We start from the raw sequence: 22,058 nt of genomic DNA, 5'->3' as shown, positions 1-22,058 counted from the left end.
TATTGCTCAATAAATTACATACCAAGTGCTGCCGTTGGCGGGAATTTCCACTTCCAATTCTACCGAATAATCCCTTGCCAATTCATAGTTTATTCTTTTTCCTTCCTTCTCCTTAATGCTGACTTCATTGGCGTGTCCTGTGTAATATAGGGGGAGTTTTATGGTTTGGGACAATGTCTCGTTAGTAGGGTTAAAGAACATTGCGAGTCCCTTTTCGTTTAAATCGGGGTCAACGTGCATAACACCATCAATTTCCCTTCCATTGGCCCTCTTTAAGTGAACAATGGGAGCGTTGAGGATCTGGCGGTATTTCTTGTACCAATCTACCACTTCTATAACGGAGGCCTTAGTTTTATCGGTATCGTACAAACGAGGACCCCTATAACACGCCTGAACCCCCATGCCATAGTTTTGTACCATATGAGCCTTATAGGCTTCTAAATGGGTGTCCAATGGTTCTATAGTCGCTTCGGCCCCTCCACCATGGTACTCTGTTAGGGGAACAAAGGTCCAACTCATACTAGGAAGCCTGTCGTAAGTTCCGTCATACATATTTTGTCGCCCTAGTACCAATTGTCGTTCACGTGGTAATGACCAGTTCACCTCTCTATAACCAATGCCATTTTTAGTGCTGCCACTAAGATAATACCAATCTGGGATATTTAGGGAAATTCCTTTTTCGTTGCACCATTTGTAGAAATCGGTAATTCGTTTCCAAGATTTCCATTGGGAATCCTCCAGACCCTTATGACCTGCATGTGAGGTGGAGGCACATAATTGACCTGGGTAGGAACCATCGTGTTCCAAAAGATCAAAGCCGGTTTTTTCGAAGAAGGCCGTTAATTTTTCAAAATAGTCAATTCCCCACTGGCTATTTAGGCAAGGGGAGCTGCCATGAATTACACCACCTCTTTTCCCTGTTTCGGGATTAATAACATCTACTTCCTCACTGATCCATCTGCTGGATAATAGGGAATATCCCCCAAGTTCTATACCCTTGGAATGGGCATAATCTGCCAAGGCTTTAAATTTGTTGATATTGATATCGGACAGGTCTTCCATGTTAAGGCCACTGCCAAAACTTAGTATCACCATTTCATAACCCGTTTCGGCACATTGGTCAATAGCTGCCTTTACTTTGGTATCATCCGTCGTAGTCAAATGTAAAAATAGAGGATTTTCGGTTGTCCATGGGGCTATTAAGGAATACATAGCATTGGTATATAGGCCTTTGCGCTGTTTATCAAAACTATCAAAGGGCATTTCCCAGACTCTAAAGGATTGAAAAGTGGAATCTTTTTCAATGGTTTCATTTGGACCAATGGGAAGTTTGCATTCCAACAAACAGGGAGTGGATAATAAATAACTGGCCTGAGAAGTATAGCGGGCATCTTTTTCCCAGTGTACCACTTTGTTGGCATTTTTCATGGACATGGAATGAAATTCAAAATCGCTTTCCACATGAATGTTGGGGGTCTCCCAGCCTTTTTGTTTTTCCACAGCACTTTCGGCCTCCACCATGGCCAGGATTTCACTTTTAAAATTGTTTAAAACAACGGATTTTGACCCACTGTTTTCAATGGTGAACCATTTGCTGATCAAAGGAATGCCATCATAGATTTCATAATGCACCTTCACTGATAGGCCTTGAAATCCTGGATGGGCATAGGTGAAAATAATATGCTTTCCCTGTGTTGGAATTTTCGGTTTGGAAGACCATCTTTTGTTGGGCCAATTAATACGGTCCTGAATCTCATCAATCTTAAAATCGGTAAGTTGAAAAGATCCTGGCGGAGTCCACATCTGCTCTAACCATTCCTCTTTTAAATAGCCATATTCTATTTGTCCGTCCAAACCACCAACGGTATATTCCTGTCCGTCTATGGTAAGCATGGCCTCTGGACTAACACCACGGAGCAGTGATTCGCCAGTTACAAGGTTGGTAAATCCAACCGTAGCACAATTTGGTGTAAGTCGGAAAGTCCTGCTGACCAGGCCGTTGGATATTACAATTTCCTTTCCATCGGCCTGTTGGTAGACCATGGAAGGCAGTCTTATTTTTTCTATTAGCCAATCTTCTTTTACCCCTCCTTTATAAATGTTTTGGCCATAGGGTAACTTTTGTATGAAAGGTTTAATGCTGTTATTAAAATTGGCATCAACCGTTTTAAGTTTATTTAGATAGCTGGCATCAACCAATTGTGGTTTAAAGTTGGTAAAGTTGATGGTTGCATTTGCCCAAACGGCATGGTCACCTGAGACACCATCACCATTATCCTCAACGCTGAGTTCTAAAACTTGTATGCCTATGAGGTCTATATTAACATCCATGGTTTTACCTCCACCAATAATTTTTTTACTTTTCCACAACAATTTTCCATCTCCTTTTATTACGAATCTAACACTGCCATTGCCCATGTTGACTTCTGAGTTGGCAATGGCTACAAATGTTTTATCCTCTTCGTTTTGGGTATAGAATAATTTATTGCCATCGCTTAGTGTATTATATTTTACGTTTTGCGGAAAATCCTGCTTATCCTGAATTCCTACCTGGGCTTTAAAATTTTGACTCTTCCCATCAAGGAAAATATATAGTTTACTTCCGGACAAGGTCCCAATACCATTTTTAAATGATTCTCCACTAATTCTAATGGGCATTCCGTTGATGGCCAAGTTCTTTTGGGCAGACCACCAAGGTTGTTCCGGTTTTTCAACATCTAATTCAGAAAGGGATAGTACTCCTGAGGTGGATTGTTGGGAATAGGTGGCCACGGAGAATAACAAGAATAGCGGTAAATATATTTTTAAGTATTTCATGGATATATGTTGCTGAAATTTTAATCCTTTTTAGGAATACCAATATACTTTGGATCCTAGTATAGGGCAACCACTGCCCAGACTAATTTTGATACTTTTTTTGCTGATTGTAATGTGTTATTGATGTTTTGGTATTGAATTGTAGGCACTTAATTTATTTTATTTAACAAAAAAAATGGTTGGCCAATCTTGTTGGCCAACCATTGCAATAAATAAATACTGCCCTTTTTGTCAATGAGTTATTTTAGTTTCCTCCACTACCAATGGTTGGGTTGTTTTTGTCCCACCAAAGTCTTTGGGAATTTAATACACTTGGCGTTTCATCCCTAGGGCTGGTAAACCCTTGGTCAGTATTCGCCTGCAGCCATTTAGCAACATTGAGGTCACCTGGTTCCGGGGAAGGTATTCTTCTTGGAAAAGGTATTTCCGGGTTATCAGTGGCAGATCTTGCCAACAATGAAGAACCATATTTGGGATATCCAGTTCGCATAGAAAGTATCCACCCTTCCTCTGGAAGGCGGTAAAAATTTAAAAATTGTTGGATGTAAACTTTTTCCAAATCATCTGTGCCATTCAACTGTAAGGATGGGTTGGCCATGTAATTGGTTATTTCATCCTCACTGATTGGCAAATATGGGTATTCCTTATTGGCTACTCGCATAATCAAATCTTGCCTCTCACCTAACATATTATAGGTTCTCAATGAGGATTCCATTCCCTTTCCATACCAGTCTGCTGCATCACCAGTGGTATAGCCTTTAAGTATGAATTCGGACATCATAAAGCAAACTTCTGAATAGGATATCATTACATCCACATAATTGCCTTCAGGTTGTGGTAGTCCACCATAGCGAAAATTACATTCCTGAATCAATCTTCTGTTGTATTTTGACAACATGGTTGCATTGGTCCCCACTGAATTGGGTTGGTCTGCAAATAAATAGTAGTCGGGAACTCCGATATTGGGATCGTTTCTAAAGGCGGGCAATCCAATAAAACGATATCCAAATATATCTTCGCCATCAGCGGTAGTATACAATACCGCATTGTCATTAGTTATATCTACAGCTGGAGAAATAGTAGTTGGATCAGCAAACGCATCTATTGTTTCCTGAGTGTATCCATTGGGTTCATAAAATATTCTCAATCTGGGGTCAGAGGTAGTTTTCATGAATTCCACCATGGGTTCTGCAGACCACATTACACCTTTCCATTCAAAATCTGCTCCTGGAGAACCTCTGTAGGTACCTCCTAAATCAAATGTGAATTGGTCATCTTCACTTTCAAACAATCTACCATCTGAGGCCACACTGGTAATAATTTCCTGTGCTTTTGATTCATTTTGACTTAGTAAACGAGTTGCAATTCTTAATTTAACTGCATTGGCGCATTTAATCCATTTCGTGATATCTCCTTCATAAGCAATGTCATTAGAGGCGAAATTATAGCTGCTGGAGATATTTTCGTCCATTTTTTGAATGGCCAAATTTAGTTCAGCAACAAGCTGTATTAAAACCGCTTCCTGTTTGTCATAGTTGGGGTCCAATTTACCTTCCCTACGGCCATCAGCTGCTTCCGAGTAAGGAATGTCACCATACTGGTCCGTAATTCTAAGAGCAAAAAAGGCCTGAAGGATATCAGATGCCGCTACCATTTTTTGATAGAATTTTTGTTCTTCTTCCGATAGTTCGGAAATCTGAAGTCTCATCTCAGTTAAATGGTTCATTATTTTTACATAGAATGTCCCATATTTACTTCCAGGTAGAATAGTATTAATATCACTATCATTGGCTTTTCCCTGCACCAAGTACTGGGCCCAGGTCATTTTCTGATGATTTTCGTGATACCATTCACCGCCATTTTTATAGGTAACCATTTCTTTTTGAACATAAGTGAACAAAGTTTCTGGTGGCGGCACCCCTATGTCGGGATTCGTATTGATTTCTGCAAAATCGTCGTCACAACCGGTAAAAACAAACAGGCCGATTAATATATATATTACTTTTTTCATGTTGTAAATTTTCAAATTTAGAAATTGAGTTTTAACGAAAATGAAATAGATCTAATGTAGGGCGAAGACTTTTGTTGAAGTGGATTCGCGGCTGCATTACTACTTAGTGTAGGGTTTATATTATCGGGTAACGAATTATAGATAAATCCTAAATCCCGTCCTGTAAGTGCCAACGAAGCACTTTTTACTAGAAGTTTGTCCAAAATTTCCGAAGGCACATCGTATGTCAAAGTTACCTCCCTTAAGGCTACCCAGCTAGAAGTGTAAACACCCGTAATAGGGGTACCAGTACTGGCGGAAGTCCATCTATAAACATATCCAGACCAATGGGTAGGTTCTACCAGACCTTGGTCGTATGCTTGCTGATATGTTAAGCCACCAACGTCAACATTTGACCTATTGTCGGAAGGTCCAGAGGTAACGGTTGTTCCATCAGGAAAGACTCCGTTAGGTATATACCCGTCCTCATAGGTCTTTCCAAAAAAGTTTTGTCCTTGTCCTTCGCTTGTCCAAGTAATACCTCCTTGGGAAGCATCCCTATTGGGTAAAGAACTTTCCAAAACACCTTGGTGTAAACCGTACCTTGCATCTGCTGAATAAATTTCACCACCAAATTTAGCGTCTACAATAGCACTTAAACGTAATCTTTTATATCTTACAGAGGTGTTCATGCCACCATACCAATCTGCTTGCATGTTACCCATTACGTATAGGGAGTCCTTATTCTGGATCCCAATTGGATAAGCCACAGACCAACCGTTTCTATTTGCCAAAACGGGAATACCTTGGTTTGCACTGTTTGCGCCATCATAATAATCGTAGCCTCTTCTGGTAACCAAGTCACCATAGTTGCCTCCAACATATGCGTAAGAAGCTGTAGCCGAGTTGGAGTCATCTGGATTTCCGAATAATCTAAATTCGTTTATTCCTGGTGCCAATTCAATAATTTTATCCCGGTTATGAGTGTAATTGGCCCCTATGTCCCAACTAAAATCTGGGTTATCTACTATCTTTAAATTTAATGCTGCTTCAATCCCTTGATTTTGAAGGTTACCAGCATTGATCAATTGATTATCGATTCCTGACTCTGATGGAACCTGTAATGGGATAATTTGATTTTTAGTATTGTCCTTGTAATAGGCTACATCCAAACCAATTCGGTTATTCCAGAATCTAAGATCCAAACCTGTTTCAAATGAATATTTCTTTTCAGGTTTCAAATTTACAGAGACTGCCGTATTATCTTCGAACCTAAACATATTTAAGTCTGGATTTTGGCTAAAATTATCAGCGACAAATCCAGTAGATAACCTGTAAGGGTCGGTGTCATTACCAACAATGGCATAGGAGGCTCTTAATTTGGCAAAGGAAATGAAATCCGGTAGATCAAAGGTTTCCGAGCTTACCCAGCCTAAGCTGGCTGATGGGTAGAAATAAGAGTTGTTGCCTTTACCATTTGGGTAAACCAAAGCAGAAGACCAGTCATTTCTAGCCGTGGCACTAAAATAAAGTTCCCTTTTGTAACTAGTATTGAAAAAGGCGTAAACTGAATTGATTTTTTTTCTTGGTCCAATACCGCCACCTGCATTGAGTGCATCTTTTGAGTTGGCCAAAGAATAGAAATCACGAATTTTAAATCCACCAGTGGTGTTGGCATATTGACTTTGTTCTTTAGAAGTCCATAATTCTCCACCTAACAACAAATCCATTCTAAAATCATCATTAATCTGTTTGTCGAAAAACAACTTGGCAGAAAAACTGTGTTGAAATTTTTCTCCGTTTCCAAATGAGTAGGACCCGTTCAGTCGATCTCTATTGTCTGCAAAGGTCTTAGTTTCTTGATTATAGGTATATTGGTTAATATTTCCATCAAGAGTTGCTGTAATATTGTCCGAAATCTTATAATTCAAGTTAATATTCGAGATAAATGAACCCTCTGTACGGATATTATCGTCTTCAAGAGCATGGGCCCAAATTCTGCTCATTCTGGTAAAATTGTAGTTGTCTCCATTTGGGTGTGGAACTCCACCGTCAACGTCCAAATAATTATTCTTCCACTTGTTCACATCATAGTTTCTTGGGAAACCGTCGTGAAACCATGAGGTAAGTCCACCTGGTTGCAAAGGATTCTTTGCTTTGGAGCGAGTGTAATGCATTACGGCATTAACAGTAAGTTTGTCTTTTATCAAATCATGAGATCCTTTGAAACTTAAAGAATTCTTGTCAAAATCGTTCCTTAATTCTACCCCTGATTCGGAAAAATTGGAAAATGATAGTCGAAAGCTACTTGTTTCACTACCTCCATCAATGGCAACATTGGTATTTCTTATAAAACCAGTATCAAAAGATTCCTTGTAATTATTTGGCTGTGCAGACCATGTAGATCTAGAACCATCATAGTCTATAATTTCCTGGCCATCAAAACGGGGTCCCCAACTGGCAGCATGTTCTTCATAGGAATCAAAAGCCATGGATGGTAGACCAGTGGCCAAGTCATAGGTGAAAAACTGGCTAGTGTCATGTGCATCGTCTCTTGTTCTCGTATTTGGTCCGTTAGTTACAAAGCTAAACCCACCTGCAGTAAGGCCTGAACCATACTGATTTTGGAAATTTGGGGTGTCATAAACTGTTCGTACACCAACAGTCTGGTTAACGCTAACTCCAAGTCCCTTGCGTTTTTTCCCGGATTTGGTAGTAACTATTACTACTCCGTTCAGTGCACGGGACCCATAAAGTGCCGAAGCTGCAGCACCTTTTAAAATCGAAAAAGATTCAAAATCATCAGGGTTGAGGTTTTTAAGTTGGTTACCCCAATCTGCACCATTTTGACCACTAATATCATTGTCCAAGATTACTCCGTCCACCACGAAGATGGGTTGGGTATTCTGATCGAAAGTAGAATTACCTCTGATCGTTATTCTGGTACCTCCAAATGTTCCTCCAGAGGTTGTGCTAATTTGCACCCCTGCAGTCTTTCCTTGCATGGCATTTATAGGGTTGATTTGTGCCACTTGGGCAATATCATCACCTTTAATTTCAGATACTGCATACCCAAGAGCTCTTTCCTCTCTTTTTATACCCAAAGCAGTTACAACCACTTCCTCCAGTTGACTGGCATCTTCTTGCATTGAAATATTAATGCTATTAGAAACTCCAATGGTTACAGACTGTGTTTTCATTCCTATATAAGAGAATACAAGTATGTCGCCTGTAGAAGCCTCAATAGTAAAATTTCCATCGAAATCTGTTTGCGTACCATTTGTAGTTCCTTGAACCACAATGCTTACTCCAGGTAAGGGAGCTCCATCGTTTGCATCCGTAACACTGCCGGATATTGCTTTACTTTGTGCCATAACTCCATTAAAACAGAGTAAGGTTAAAGCCATTAAAAAGAAATGGATCTTCTTGTTCATATTATTTTTGATATTTAGTTAGTAATTACGGCTTGAGTTTTGACCGTATTGACGGTTAAATTTCTTAACTATACGTTAAATTCTGAAAGATTATCGACCAACAACTAGGTAGCATATCTCAATGACTGTTAAAAATGGATGTTCGAAAATAATTTTCAATTTTAAGCTGTAATATTTTGCCAAATTAAGATACTATTTTGACCCAGTATTTATTAAGAAATTAGGTCTCGGTATTTTTTATCTCAACAATTTATAAGTGAGGATGGGATTGTTGAAAGACCAAGTCTGGGTCTATTCTCCATTGTACAATTATTTTGGATTATATAGTACCGCTTTTATTGCCGCAATGGGGTCTTCAAATGGCACTGTGTTATTTTTCCATTCTGAAGTTATCCACCCTTCTTCCCATTTCAATATATCAAAATCCTTATCTTGTTTTTTGGCGTCCAACCATAATTGCCACCTTTGGGCGTAGTAATCCCCGATCAATCCGCTCCATGTACGGGCAGAATATTCGTTAACACCACCGCCCCAGGTAGTAATCAATCTTTTGGCATTGCTTTCGTAATATAATTTTTCCCTCGGGGTATCCCCAAAATTCCTGGCCATGTCCACCCAGTTACTTAATTTGTGATTGGAGTGCGAAGCCAGTATCCTATCCAACTTTAACATTAAGTCTATGGCATTCTGATAGGTTTGGTACTTTAAATTTTCGTCGCTTTCACTTTCGGCCTCAGTTAATATGGAATCGATTTTAAGTCCAATCGCCTGAGCCCCAATTTCTATGGCATCATAGCTGTATAATTCCTTATCATCAAAGTCATTGGAGGCTTCCAAAAAAAGTTTTGTTGCTTCTTTGAAGTCATCTGAATAGTGTACTGTAGCACTGCCCTGACCAGGCCTAAATTGATATTTAAATCTTGGATGGTCGGTAAAAGTTCCCAATGCAGAATTCCGAAGCAAATCATAAGCTCCTTTTAAAGACTCGGAATAACCTCCGTAACGGTCCAAACAGTAGTTTTTTATCCAGTCATCCAAATTTATTGCTTTTTCCCTCCAGCCCCAATCGGCCAATAGTTCATAGATCATTTCGTTGTTTTCTATTCCCTCGGGAGCAAAGCCAAAGCCTACAAGGTTTTTTTTATCCTTAAAATTAATGGCTTCCTCTGGAGCTTTCGCATAAAAATCCAATACCCCGTTCAAAGGTACCTTGCCACCCATATTGGGGATAAAGGAATATATCCATTGTTTGCCAAAAAAGCCATCGTACATTTTCCATGAATAGGGAATTTTCCAAAAAAGAGCATTGTATTCATTGGCCATGTCGAGGATCAGTAATTTATCATCCGGTATTCCGCTCATCATTGCCTGTAATCTTTCGGGAGTCCAGAACAAATTGCCGTCCTTATCGCGATGATAGGGGAAGGTCCATCCCTGCATTACCCAGACTGCATCCGGATTGGCTTCTGCTATGGGTCCATAGACGGCCTTACCATAGCTGGCCAGTTCTTCTTTGGCCACTTCTGGATTATTGGACAAAGGGACGTCCATTTCATTAAAGCTATCTGCCAAATAAAATTCACCCTTCCCAAATTCTTTCTCCCATTCTTGGATGTATAGTTTTCCAATTTTTTTAAAAAGTTCACTTTTTGGTGATAGAATCTGTACTTTTTCGTCAAATCCACCCCAGCCTAATTCCCTTAATTCTTCATTTGGATATATTCTTTGCAATCCTTTGGGCACAAAACCAGCAAAGGCATGAACAATGGGATGCATATCCAATTCCCTCATTCGGTCCTGCATTTTATGGGCCAGCTTAATTTGTTTTTCAAAGAAAGAAAGAGGAGGAGGACCGTCCCAACTCCCAATATTCCCCATTCTGTTCCAAGGGAAATGGGCAGGTCCCGAGAAATAATCCAAAGCTTCATCTTCCTTTAATCCCAATTTTTTAAAGGTTCGCCGTAAAATTGCCTCGTGTGCGCCAGCTATTAGGGGCATATTCATTCCGTGAAGGGCCATCCAATCCAATTCCTTTTCCCAACGTTCCCAGCCCCAATACGGGGTAGTGTAGCCATGGGTAACCGTGTTTAAGTAATAGCGATATTTAAATGGGGTGGTAGTTGTTTTGTCGTATGTGGGTACTATTTCTGGAATATGGATATTGTTTCCAGACCAACTTATGATGGAATGTGTGGCATTTTTTAAATAATCATACGCTCCTCTGGTCAATGCCGTGGGCGAAGTTCCAGTTACTACTATTTTATTGTTTTCTACCTTTACGGTGTATGTATCCAAGGTATCCTTTCGAGTGAAATTAAATATAAATTTGGAGGCATTTTCAGGCCCTAAGGCTCTACTAAGAACATCTTGGGCGGCTTTTACTTCTGGAGTTTCCCGTTGTGATGAAGGATTACAGGAAATAATAATTAAGATGAGTAATAAAATTTGCAATGTGTACTTCATAAAAATTGTGTTGATCTTAAGTCTAAAGAAATCAGTACTTATTTCGTGTAGTTTTCTATAATCTCCTTTCGAATAAATTCATTGATTTCCCATTGGTCGTTCATTGGTATTTTAGTATTGGTCTTGTAAGGAGTGTAGGGATGTGGACCATATTCGGGAGTGATCGTGATAAATGGGCGCTTCTTTTCTAAGGCATTTTCAATCATCAGACCCCACCATTCCTTGAACCGATCAAGTTCATTTTTATAATTTTCGTCCCTAGGGTCTAATACCTGTGGGCTCTGGGATGAACCTACCCTGGCATGGATGTGATAAGTATGTTCAATAGCTTTTTGCACTGCTCTAGGTTGATTTTCCAATAAAGATTCTGCCACACAACACCAATGTGATAAGTCGGAGGTGAGTTTCAGAAATGGATATTCTTCTAAAAAGGGCAAACAAGCGTGGGCGGCAAATGAAAATCGGGAACGATGGGTTTCGTGGGCAATCATAATCCCAGTCTCAAGTTCTATTTTATGGGCCATTTCAATCAAAGTGGCATTTTCGGCGTATGTAAAGAAATCCATACCCGTATGCGAATTCACCATCAGGGGTTCGGCTTCCACTAGATTGTATAAATGCCGTTTCAACTTTTCTTGATGTTTTTCAAAATTTACTTCCTGTGTTTCCCAATGTTGGGCAACAAAATCCATTTCCAAATCCACTAGCATGGAACAAATTTCTTTCTTTTTAACACCATTTAAAGGAAGGTCTATTTCTACACCATGGTACCCGGCCTGCTTTACTTTATTTAGAAATACGGACCAAGATAAATCTGAACTTCCCCAACGGGGGTATATTAATTTAAGAATCATATCTTACATTATTTTAATTTCTCTGTTTTCTTTCCCCGGTATGATCTACCCCCTGTTCCCTTTCATAATCGATCATTTTTTTGGGTCTAAAGTTTAAAATCAATGCTCTACGCTGTGTTGCTGTGGAATTGCCTTGGCTAAAATGAAGGGTATGTCCGTCATGAAAGGTACATCCGCCAGGAAGTAAGGGGATACTTTGGGCTTTTGAGGTATCGGTTTCGCAAAATAGGGCCCCTCCGTTTGGCATGTTTTTATGTGGCAGAATTGGTCTTCCCTCTGTTTTGGGAATAAACCACATGCAACCATTTTCTTCGAACACCTCATCCAAAGCAATCCAACAGCTAGCGGATCTTTGGTCTGGCATATTAATCCAATAGGCGGCGTCCTGATGCCATGGAGTTGGTGTATTGGTGTTTGGATCTTTATTGATCATCATGTCAAAATCTAGGTCCATGTCCTCCCCTAAAAGGTCTTTGGCCCATTGTGAAGCTTTTTTATAAGTGCTGGTTTTCAGCAATTCCGGAACCAGGCTACTGGGTCTCATTATTTGGGTAATACGTTCAATTTTTTTGTTGGGATCGACTTCTACGCCAGCTAGGTCGCTCCGCAAATGGGCTGTTTTGACCTTGTCCTGTAATAATTCATCGTATATGGTCCTAAGTGCGTCCACTTCCGCTTGGGAAAGTAGGCTTTCAATTTTAATATATCCGTCCTTTTTGAACTTTGTTTTTTTTGTTTCCATATTTCAAGTTTATAGATTCCAAATATGTAATTTAAATATACTAAAGTCTTCTAATTTTATACTATATTACTTTTTTGTACATTTTTTATGGATTTAATTACACAGGAAAGAAAGGTATTTAATCTGCGAGATTTTGGCATAAAAAGGGGTTTGTCCTTTGGTCACTATCGCTATAAGGAGGTAAAACCTGGTTTGAAAGGACATCGACACCAAAGTGCTCTAGAAATCTGTTTTTGTATGAAGGGGAAACAATATTACCAGATTGGGGAGCAATTATACGAACTTAACGGAAATGATATTTTTGTGGTGCCTCCGGATACCGTGCACAGTACGGGGGAATTTCCTGAAGATAAAGGAGAATTATTTTGGCTTCAGATAATCGTGGATAGCTCCAGTGGGAAACTTTGTAACATGCCCAAAAAACAGTCGGAATTTTTGCTAGATGCACTACTAGATAAATCCGAATATATATTTAAAGGTTCCTTTCAACTAAAATATATTTTGGAAAAATTGGTGGGACATTTGGGATATAGGAGCTCCTTATTGTCCAGAATAATGGTAGATCAATTAATTACCCAATTATTGTTGGAAACCGTTATCCTTTCCCAAAAAAAACAGCATAGTTCGCCATCCATGAAATTAAATACACTGGATAAATATATACAGACCAATCTCTTTAGAATTATATATGTGGATGAAATGGCCAATTTAGTGGGAATGTCCACGGGGTACTTTAAGGCTTGGTTTAAGAAGGAATCTGGAATGCCCCCAAAGGAATATGTGAATAGACAAAAGATTGAACAGGCAAAAGTAGATTTGCTGACCACCAAAACGATTACTGAGGTGGCATTTGGTCTAGGTTTTGGTTCCTCCCAATATTTTGCAACCACTTTTAAGAAGTTTACTGGTGCTACGCCCAAATCCTATAGAAGACTGCAAAGGTAATAATGGCACATTCATTTAGTCTTTCAGTCTATAAAAAAAATCCGGAACCTAAACGGTATCCGGATTTTTCAAAACTAACTCAACTCAACTTTTATCAGATTCACCTAGAGGAATTTAATGTGAACCTAAAATTTTAAAACTCTAATATTTTAGCAATCAATTTCGCTATTGAAATCTTATGCAAGATAATAGGTTAGTCTCTTGTGTGCTACCAATTAACTGACAAACACTGATATTATTTTTGCATTTTTTATACAATAGCTTAGATTATGGTATATATATTTAATGTAGATTAATAAGAGAAAGAGGTAAGCCAGGGATTCCTGTCCTGTATAATCGGTGTTTTACTAGCTATTTTAACCAGTTTAGTTCAATTGATGTTGATGATAGTGCTTTTTTACATTAAACACAGCGTTAAGCTGTTTTAATAGAGACAGGTTTATATAATCACCTATCCGGCACAAATGTACAGTGGATTGGGGATAGCAGCTCTATAATATAAACAAAGACACGGGGAGAAAATTCCTGCCCGTGTCTTGTTTATTTGCCTTATTTCTTGACGCTTTTTAGGCTTTCAAGAAATGAATAATAAGTACTTAATAGCTTCTTGGCCTATGTGGAATACCATTTTTGAGTATTCCAAAAGTCAGCTTAAATTAGTAACCCGTATTTTGTGCTAGATTAGGGTTGTTCTGCATTTCAGATGTTGGTATCGGAAACAAAAGTTCTCTCGCGGTTAGCGCTTTATTTGGTAAGTAAGAGAAGTTATGGCCCACAAAATCTTCCAATGTGTTGGTTTCAGAGTTATATGCTTTTCTCCATCTCACCATGTCATACCATGTCTTATTTTCAAAACTCAACTCATGAATTCGCTCTATCTGTACTGCATCTCTAAAGGCGGCCTGTGAAAGACCTGTCAAATCACCAATTTCAGCACGTTGCCTAATTAGATTGACTGCACCATAAGATGCTGTTGAGGGTCCGCTTTCAGCTTCGTTCGCTGCTTCCGCATACATCAGCAATACATCGGCATAGCGATAGAGGCACCAGTTCAAATCTGATTGGGCACTTCCTTCTTGTGCTTCAATATCAAAATGTTTAAAGATATACGGGGCTCCCAGATTGACACTGGTGTTGCGATCGGAATCTAAAGTATAGCTGTTAAAATAGAATTGCTTTTCTTCCGCCCGTTTGTCGCCCACCTCGTAGGAAGCTACAAACTCATTCGTTGAAAAGATACCACCGGTTTGGGCTGAATAGGCCGAAATTCCCAAGTTATATGGTAAAATTCCCGGCTGCCAGTTTCCATCTTGAATACCTGCCGCGAATTGGGTCATAAAGATGTATTCCCCTGTGTTTTTGGTGGCAGGGTCATGCAACTCGTCATAGGTATCAAAAAGAGCAAACACGTCAGAATCCATAACCTCTTTAGCCTTGGCGGCGGCAAGCGCGTAATTCTCTGTTTTTTGGAGCGGGTAGCCTGCCATGGTCAAATATACATCTGCCAATAGGGTTTTAACTGCGCCCAAAGATACTCTACCAGATAGATCTCTCCAAGCTAAGCCAGCGCTTTCGGCTGCCGTAAGATCGCTAACAATTAAGTCATAGACCGCTTCTGGCGAAGATTGTTCAGGGAATAATTGCTCCGAGCCCAAATCTACCGAATTGGTAATGATAGGAATGTTTCCGAACATTCTTACCAAGCCAAAATAATAATAGGCCCTAAAGAATTTGGCTTCCGCCAAATACTTTTGCTTTAAAGCTTCGTCCATATTTATTTCGGGGATTTTTTCAATTGCCAAGTTGGCCCTTGAGATGCCTAAATAATATCCGGTCCAGAAACTGCTTCCATATCCATTGTCCGAATTATTAATTAAATCCTTTACCAAGTAAATATTGGTGGCCTGTCCCAAGGAGGTGTTCGCCAAGCCTGTGGCAAACTCTAACATCATCCATGTACCTCCGCCAAAACCACTGTTGGTAATTGAAATTAATGGTTCATATGCCCCATTAACGGCACTTTGGGCGTGCGCAGCCGTGGTAAAGTAGGTGTCGGTTGTGAAGTTGGATTCATCTTCTTCATCCAAAAAATTACTACATGCCGTTATGCTTGATATTGCGGTTACGACGGCTATAGCTCTTATAAAGTTTCTATAGATTTTCATTTTTTTATCTTTTATATGGTTATAGTCCAACATTTAATCCTAGCATAAAGGTTCGTGGTCTCGGATAATCGTATAGGGAGAATCCTTGATCGAAAGCTCCACCACCATTCGAACTTTCAGGGTCGTACCCCGGATATTTCGTTGCTACAAAAAAGTTCTGCACCGAGGTATATACCCTAAGACGATTCAAGTGTAAACGCTCCACCAATTCAGGTTTGAAGACATAGGAAAGCATCAAGTTTCTTCCTCTTAAAAAGGAACCATCCTTTAATTTCCCTGAATCGTTATTGGTATCATATCCAGCAGCAATTGGTCTTATTTGGGCAATATCGGTATCTTGATTATCCGGAGTCCACGCATTTAAAACTGTCGCGAAGCTATTGGCAATTGTCTGACGGTCTTCAGCAGAGTGTTCGTCACGGTACATTACACTATTGCCATATTGAAACTGCAAGTCTACCAATAGTTCAAAATCGGCATATCTGAAGGTATTTGAAAAGGTTCCAAAACCGTCGGCAATACCTTTCCCAATGATGGCACGGTCATCGCTATTGATGGCCCCATCATTGTTAAGATCACGGTATTTGATATCACCTGGCAATCTATCATATATAGCTGCTTGGGCTGCCTCATCCGTGTTCCATGTACCCTCATCAATATATCCGAAGAAGGTACCTACCGGTTCGCCAACGCGAATCAATGTAGACCCCAAGAAAATATCGGAACCTCCTGAAAGTGCAGTTACTTCGTTCTTATTAATTGAAATATTGAAGTTACTGCTCCAGCCAAATAGTTCATTATCAAAATTGACAGTATTCAAACTAATTTCAACACCCTTGTTTTCCAAACTTCCAACGTTTCTAAATACATTGGTAAAACCACTTGAAGAGGGAACCGGAGCATTAAGGAGCATATCGGAAGTCAACTTTCGGTACACATCAAGCTCCAACCCGATACGATTATTAAAGAGACCCAATTCAACACCGGCATCTACCTGTTCCGTTTTTTCCCATTTTAAATCGGGGTTGGCCATACGACCTGCGACAGTATAAGCGGAGCGTGAGCCATTAAAAATTACCGAACCATTGGACAAGCCGGCCAATCCTTGGTAAGCTGGTAATTCAGAGTTACCTGTTGCACCGTAACTAGCCCTAATTTTAAGATTGGAAATGGTTTCGTTCTGTGAGAGAAAATCCTCTTCGGAAGCCCTCCAGGCCAATGCAGCTGATGGGAAAAAGGCAAACTGATTTTCCGGTCCAAATTTAGAAGATCCGTCAGCTCTACCTGTAAGGGTAAACAAATATTTGTTCATGTAGTTATAGTTGACACGTCCAAAATAGGAGTTTAGCCCGTAAGCAGTTTTGCTCGACGTTGGTGTCTGGGGGTTAGACCCTGCACCAAGGTTGTTAAAGCCATAAAAGTCGTCGGCAAACCCTCGTGTAGATGCCAGTGAACTGAATTGATCAACATGTTGCCAGGAAAGTCCTGCCATGGCCGTTAAGGAATTATTGCTGTCAAAATCTTTGTTATAGGTCAAATAGTTTTCAAATTGCCAAGAATTATAACGTGAGTTTGAGACACTTGCAGCACCATCGGGCAAGGCTATATATCTTAGGTCCTTACCTCCGTAATAATCGTTTCTTTGGTTAATGATATTGGTTCCTAAGGTAGTTCGTAATTGAAGGTTCTTATTGAATTTAATATCGCCGTAGAAGCTACCCAAAACGGTCTGGGTCTTGAGGAAATATCTACGATCGTTCGCAACCGCCACTGGGCTACCACCACCTTCCATTCCTGGATAGTGTATGTTAGATCCCCAAGTGCCATCTTCATAACGGACCGGTATAATAGGTAGGGCCTCATAAACTTGACGCATTGTGGTGATCCCACCACCTCCAAGTTGGTCTACTTGCTTTTCGTTTTGGTCGTTGTAGCTTAGGCTACCTCCGACTTTTAACCAGTCGTTAACCTCCGTATCCAAAGTAAATCTACCTGAATAGCGCTTCAGCCATGATTCTACTATAAGTCCTTCTTCATCCCTAAAACCCATAAACAGTCCAAAATTGGATTTTTGGTTACCACCTGTAAATGAAAGTTGGTGATTTTGGGTAATAGCGTCCCTAATAGCTTCATCTTGCCAATCGGTATCATAAAGTGGGTTGCCACTTCCATCAAAGAGTCTAGGGTCGGTTCTTTTTAATCTAGGGTCGGCATATCTTCCACCTGCCCATCCATCCGGGTCAAATTTTTCGGCATTGGCATATGCAATTTCCTCAACGCGAAGAAACTCTTCAGAATTTAACAGATCAAGCTTTTTAGGTAATGTTCCTATACTGAAATCCACATCATAATTAAGACGGGTTTCACCTGAAGTAGTGCCTTTTTTGGTAGACACCAGAATTACACCATTGGCACCTCTGGCACCATAAATGGCTGTCGCGGAAGCATCCTTTAAGATTTCAATGGATGCAATATCATTGGGATTCAGGTAATCTATAGGGGTACTTCCGTTAGATAAACCGGTCGCATTTAGGATAACACCATCTATTACATAGAGTGGGGTATTGGCGATACTTACTGAGGTATTACCACGGATTCGTACAACTGTTCTACCCCCTGGTCTTCCAGAGCCAGAAGTTATGTTCACACCTGCCACCTTACCGGCCATGGCCTGGTTCAATGAGGATGCGGGTCTTTCCGCCAATTCTTCTGATTTAATTGAGCCCACGGCACCGGTAAGGTCACTTTTCTTCTGGGTACCATACCCGATCAAGACTACCTCATCCAATCCAGCGGCACTTTCTTCCAAACTAACCGAAATAGTAGTTTGTCCATTCAGAGGAATTTCTTTGGATGCAAATCCTATGTAGGAAATAACTAGGGTTGTATTCTGATTGGCTACATCTAGTGAAAAATTACCGTCAAAATCGGCTGTAACCCCATTGGTGGTTCCTTTTTCCACAATGTTTGCCCCAGGTAAGGGGGTGCCGTCAGCATCGGTAATGGTTCCGCTTACAGTTTGTTGTTCAACAGTATTATTTAAGGGGGCAATGGCTTTAATTGTTTTGCCCGTTTTTAAAATAATCTGCTTGTTCTTGACGCTGAAATAAATATCCGTTGCTTCAAATAAATCTTCCAAAATATTTGATATAGGCTCTTTATTCACGTTAACGGAAACAGTTCTCTTTAAATTCACCTTTTCATGGTTGTACAGAAACCTAAAATCCGAAAGGGATTCTATTTCATTAAAAACCTGTTGAACACTCACGTTTTTAAGGTTTAATGTAATTTTTGTGTTCTGTCCGTATGTATTGGCCTGAATTTTAAAAAGAGAAACTATTAGTAAAAGTGTAGTTAGTTTCATCTTTAAATGATGTTTGCTTAGCCAATCCACATGGAAAGGCCTGACTAAATTTAATTTTTTCATACTTTTGTAAAGTTTTGGTGATTAAGCATTTCGTTTGTTGATGTCACTTTCTTATGCCGGGAAATGCGTCAACATTTTCCGGTTTTTTTGTAAAAGTGATTTTTCTAGTGCACTTGTTTTAGTTGGTTTTCATTGGCTTCCTTTTTTTTTAATTAGTATTGATATTGAGTATTATAATTTTAGAACCTTCATTAATATATTCAAAGGGAGTATCCTCTTTGAAAGCTTCTAGAATTTCTTCTATGGTCTCATGTCTAAATGTGGCCGTATATATCTGATTTTCCAATCGGCCACTTTTATCTTCGATGGTAATATTAAAATGTCGTTCCAATTTTGTCCTAATACTATAAAAGGGGGCAGCTTTAAATACTAGATATCCGTCTTTCCATGCGGTATATATATCCGTATCTACTTCCTTTATGGTCATTGTATTGTTGATTTTGTTCCAGGAAGCACTTTGTCCAGGTACTAGTTGGGATGCAGAATGTGTTTTTATGTCCGCACCTTCTTTGTACAGGACTACGGCACCTTCCACCAATACCGTATTGATGTCCTCATCTTCCGGATAGTACGATAAGTTAAATTGGGTACCTAATACCCTTATGTTCATTTGGTCCGCATTTACGATAAATGGGTGAGCTATATCTTTGGCAACATCAAAAAAGGCCTCTCCTTTTAGGAACACTTTCCTTTCTTCTCCTGGCAGAAAATTCACTGGGTACCTAATGGAGCTTCCAGAATTCATTTTTACTTTGGTGCCATCTGATAAGACGAGGTCGAATTGGCGACCATAGGGCACATTTAAAGTATTGTAGATCAGCTTTTTTTGAGTTTCAGCACCAGTGTATTGTAATGAATTTCCCTGTTGTGAAGCAATCAGATTTCCGCTTTCAGTGGTAATTTTTCTTTCCCCATTTTCTGAGATGGTCTCAACACTACCGTTGTCCAATTGCAAGGTTATTACATCAGAATTTAGGTTGTTATCAATAGTAATTGGCACTGAGGCTGATATAGTGTTCTTTTGATTAAAAAAGTAAACACCCACCAATAGGATTAGGGTCGCGGCAATGCCGGACCAATAATTTCGATTGTAGCTGGGTACTACTTTCCTAATTTTTTTTTTGTTTTCAAGGTCTTCTATTTTGTAAAGTATATTCTGCAATAGAATTGTGGAATCCTGTTTTTTCCTTTTTTTGAGGGGCAAATTTCCCTTTTTTACATTTTCCCAGTGTTTGGCCCAAATTTCATTTTTTATTATATCCAGATCAGCGCTAATAATAAGCTCTGTTAGACAATCCAATTCCTTTTTGGAAATGGTATTGTCTACCAATTTTTGGAAGAGTTTATCCAAATTGTTCTCGTTCTGCATTTACAGTATTTTAATAGTAGTATTATGGGCTATATAAGTAATACACCTCAAAAATGATAAAGTCCCAAATTAAGAATGTATTTTTTGCGAAATAGACAGATTAGACGAAAAGCAGTAGACTTATTAGAAAAAAATATAGGCTGTCTGCCATATAAGGTTTCAATTCCGTCCTGATGATTTGTAGTGTTTTCCAAAGGTGGTTTTTCACCGTTTTTTGTGTTATTCCCAAAAGATTGGCTATTTCCTCATTGCTTTTGCCCTGTTGTTTGGATAGAACAAAAATACTTCGCTTTTGAGTGGGAATTTGTTGAAGGATATCATTTACTATGTCCTCGTATTCACCGAGTAAAATAGTGTTTTCTGTTTCCTCATTTAAAAAGCTAATGTTTTTCCAGTATTCTTTCTTTAGTGATTCTTGGTTGGCAATACTTCTTAAATAGTTATATGTTGAATTTTTTGCAATTGTAAATAGGAAGGCATCAAAAGAATACTCAAGATCAATTGTCTCTTTTTTTGTCCAAATTTTAATAAATACTTCCTGTAATATCTCCTCAGTAGCGTAATCCGACTTCGTGATCGAGTGTATGAAATAATATAGCCTTTTTTCATACAGTTCAAAAACAGCCTTGAATGCCGCCCTGTTTCCTTTTATTAAGGAAGCTAACAATTGGCTTAATGGTTGTCCTGACATTACGAAAACAATTAAAAGATTTTTTTTATAAAACTTATGGTACGTTCTTCCCAAAAAATAAATAACACCTAAAAGGTAACGACCGAAATTAAGAGGTATTTTCTTTCATTTCAACTAATAATTGAACATTTAGCAATACTTTTTTTGCCAATTTTTAATCCGTGTAAAAAAAGATGTATATTTAAAATCTCATTAAGCTTTTCGTTATTTATCTTTTTTTTATGAAATTACACCTTCTTAATAGGGCCAGTCTTCAGAACAGTTCCTTTACTGTTACACAAAACAGTTATTCCCATTTCTTGAAAATTTGGCATTATCACCCGGAATTAGAATTAGTTTACATTGCAAAAAGTACAGGAACCCGTTTTATCGGAGACGGGATTGAGAAATTTTCAGAAGGTGACCTAGTGCTGATTGGTAAAAACCTACCGCACATGTGGCTAAATGATGAAGTGTATTTTGAAGCTGATTCAGACTTGGTTTCCGAAGCCATTGCTATTCATTTTAAGGAGGATTTTTTAGGTTTGGGATTTTTCGAAGCCATAGAGATGAAACCTATATTACAGTTGATAAAAAGGGCGGCACAAGGAATCAAATTTTCAAATATCGACAATAAAATTATTGAAAGAATTAAGAAATTGCACAGCCTTGAGCCATTTGAAAAAACAATTAAGTTGGTTGAAATTTTGTATAAATTGGCCAATCATGAGGAATATCAGTTAATGTCTAGCCCTGGATTTTTAAATTCCTTTAATAAAACAGATAATAAAGGTTTGGATGAAATTTATGAGTTTGTATTCAAAAATTTCAACCAACCTATAGGTTCAAAGGATGTGGCAGAAATTGCCAAAATGAACCCTTCGGCCTTTAGTAGGTTCTTTAAGCGGATCCATAGAAAAACGTTTACACGTTACTTAAATGAAATAAGGATTGGGTACGCGTGTAAATTACTTATAGAGAATAAGAATAACATTACTCCGGTTTGTTACGAGTCTGGCTTTAATAATATTTCAAATTTCAACCGTCATTTTAAGTCGATTACAGGTATGTCTCCCTCAGATTATGTTAAACTTCATACTCAAAATTAACAATAATCACATTTTCGGTTAAAAAAGTATCACAATTGGTGCTTCTAGTGGTGGTTATAAAAAGGGGTTGGAT

Annotated in this window: 12 protein-coding genes; 2 read left to right on the top strand and 10 right to left on the bottom strand. The window is 39.0% G+C overall.

Translation table 11 applies throughout. From position 1 onward, the window contains the following. Positions 1-6: 6 nt before the first annotated feature. The 6 genes from CWD90_RS08745 to CWD90_RS08720 all read right to left on the bottom strand — a co-directional run bounded on the left by CWD90_RS08745 (position 7) and on the right by CWD90_RS08720 (position 12,300). Complete coding sequence (locus CWD90_RS08745) at positions 7-2,817, bottom strand: NPCBM/NEW2 domain-containing protein (RefSeq protein ID WP_103475562.1); 2,811 nt, start codon at positions 2,815-2,817, stop codon at positions 7-9. Between the two features lie 244 nt (positions 2,818-3,061). Beyond that, positions 3,062-4,828, bottom strand: a complete 1,767-nt coding sequence (locus CWD90_RS08740; RefSeq protein ID WP_103475561.1) for a SusD/RagB family nutrient-binding outer membrane lipoprotein — start codon at positions 4,826-4,828, stop codon at positions 3,062-3,064. Positions 4,829-4,845: 17 nt separating this feature from the next. Then, entirely contained in the window at positions 4,846-8,241 is a 3,396-nt protein-coding gene (locus CWD90_RS08735) for a SusC/RagA family TonB-linked outer membrane protein (protein ID WP_103475560.1), read from the bottom strand. 309 nt (positions 8,242-8,550) lie between these two features. Continuing rightward, positions 8,551-10,704, bottom strand: coding sequence for an alpha-N-acetylglucosaminidase (locus CWD90_RS08730; RefSeq protein ID WP_103475559.1), 2,154 nt, complete (start codon positions 10,702-10,704; stop codon positions 8,551-8,553). 38 nt (positions 10,705-10,742) lie between these two features. Then, positions 10,743-11,558, bottom strand: a complete 816-nt coding sequence (locus tag CWD90_RS08725) for a sugar phosphate isomerase/epimerase family protein (protein WP_103475558.1) — start codon at positions 11,556-11,558, stop codon at positions 10,743-10,745. Positions 11,559-11,571: 13 nt separating this feature from the next. Further along, positions 11,572-12,300, bottom strand: a complete 729-nt coding sequence (locus CWD90_RS08720) for a phytanoyl-CoA dioxygenase family protein (protein ID WP_103475557.1) — start codon at positions 12,298-12,300, stop codon at positions 11,572-11,574. 87 nt (positions 12,301-12,387) lie between these two features. Between CWD90_RS08720 and CWD90_RS08715 the strand changes: the two genes are divergently transcribed. After that, positions 12,388-13,245 carry an AraC family transcriptional regulator gene (locus CWD90_RS08715; RefSeq protein ID WP_103475556.1) on the top strand — a complete coding sequence of 286 codons (858 nt, stop codon included), beginning with the start codon at positions 12,388-12,390 and terminating at the stop codon, positions 13,243-13,245. A 656-nt stretch (positions 13,246-13,901) separates the two neighbouring features. On the opposite strand, the gene CWD90_RS08710 is transcribed toward CWD90_RS08715, so the two are convergent. From CWD90_RS08710 to CWD90_RS08695, 4 genes are all read right to left on the bottom strand, one after another. Next, entirely contained in the window at positions 13,902-15,410 is a 1,509-nt protein-coding gene (locus tag CWD90_RS08710) for a RagB/SusD family nutrient uptake outer membrane protein (protein ID WP_103475602.1), read from the bottom strand. 19 nt (positions 15,411-15,429) lie between these two features. Further along, positions 15,430-18,837 (bottom strand): TonB-dependent receptor, encoded by a 3,408-nt coding sequence (locus CWD90_RS08705; RefSeq protein WP_103475555.1) that lies wholly within the window; start codon positions 18,835-18,837, stop codon positions 15,430-15,432. Positions 18,838-18,985: 148 nt separating this feature from the next. Beyond that, positions 18,986-20,206, bottom strand: a complete 1,221-nt coding sequence (locus CWD90_RS08700) for a FecR family protein (protein WP_103475554.1) — start codon at positions 20,204-20,206, stop codon at positions 18,986-18,988. Positions 20,207-20,306: 100 nt separating this feature from the next. Continuing rightward, the gene (locus CWD90_RS08695; protein ID WP_103475553.1) at positions 20,307-20,897 is read right to left on the bottom strand and encodes an RNA polymerase sigma factor; all 591 of its coding nucleotides are present in this window, start codon (positions 20,895-20,897) and stop codon (positions 20,307-20,309) included. Positions 20,898-21,118: 221 nt separating this feature from the next. Here CWD90_RS08695 and CWD90_RS08690 point away from each other — a divergent pair, with 221 nt between their 5' ends. Next, on the top strand, positions 21,119-21,985 hold the full coding sequence (locus CWD90_RS08690; RefSeq protein WP_103475552.1) for an AraC family transcriptional regulator: 867 nt from the start codon (positions 21,119-21,121) through the stop codon (positions 21,983-21,985). Positions 21,986-22,058 lie beyond the last annotated feature (73 nt).

The sequence above is a fragment of the Arenibacter catalasegens genome (assembly GCF_002909235.1).
Lineage (GTDB): Bacteria > Bacteroidota > Bacteroidia > Flavobacteriales > Flavobacteriaceae > Arenibacter > Arenibacter catalasegens.
The sequence above is the reverse complement of the archived record's forward strand: the minus strand, read 5'-3'. Positions and strand labels throughout refer to the sequence as shown.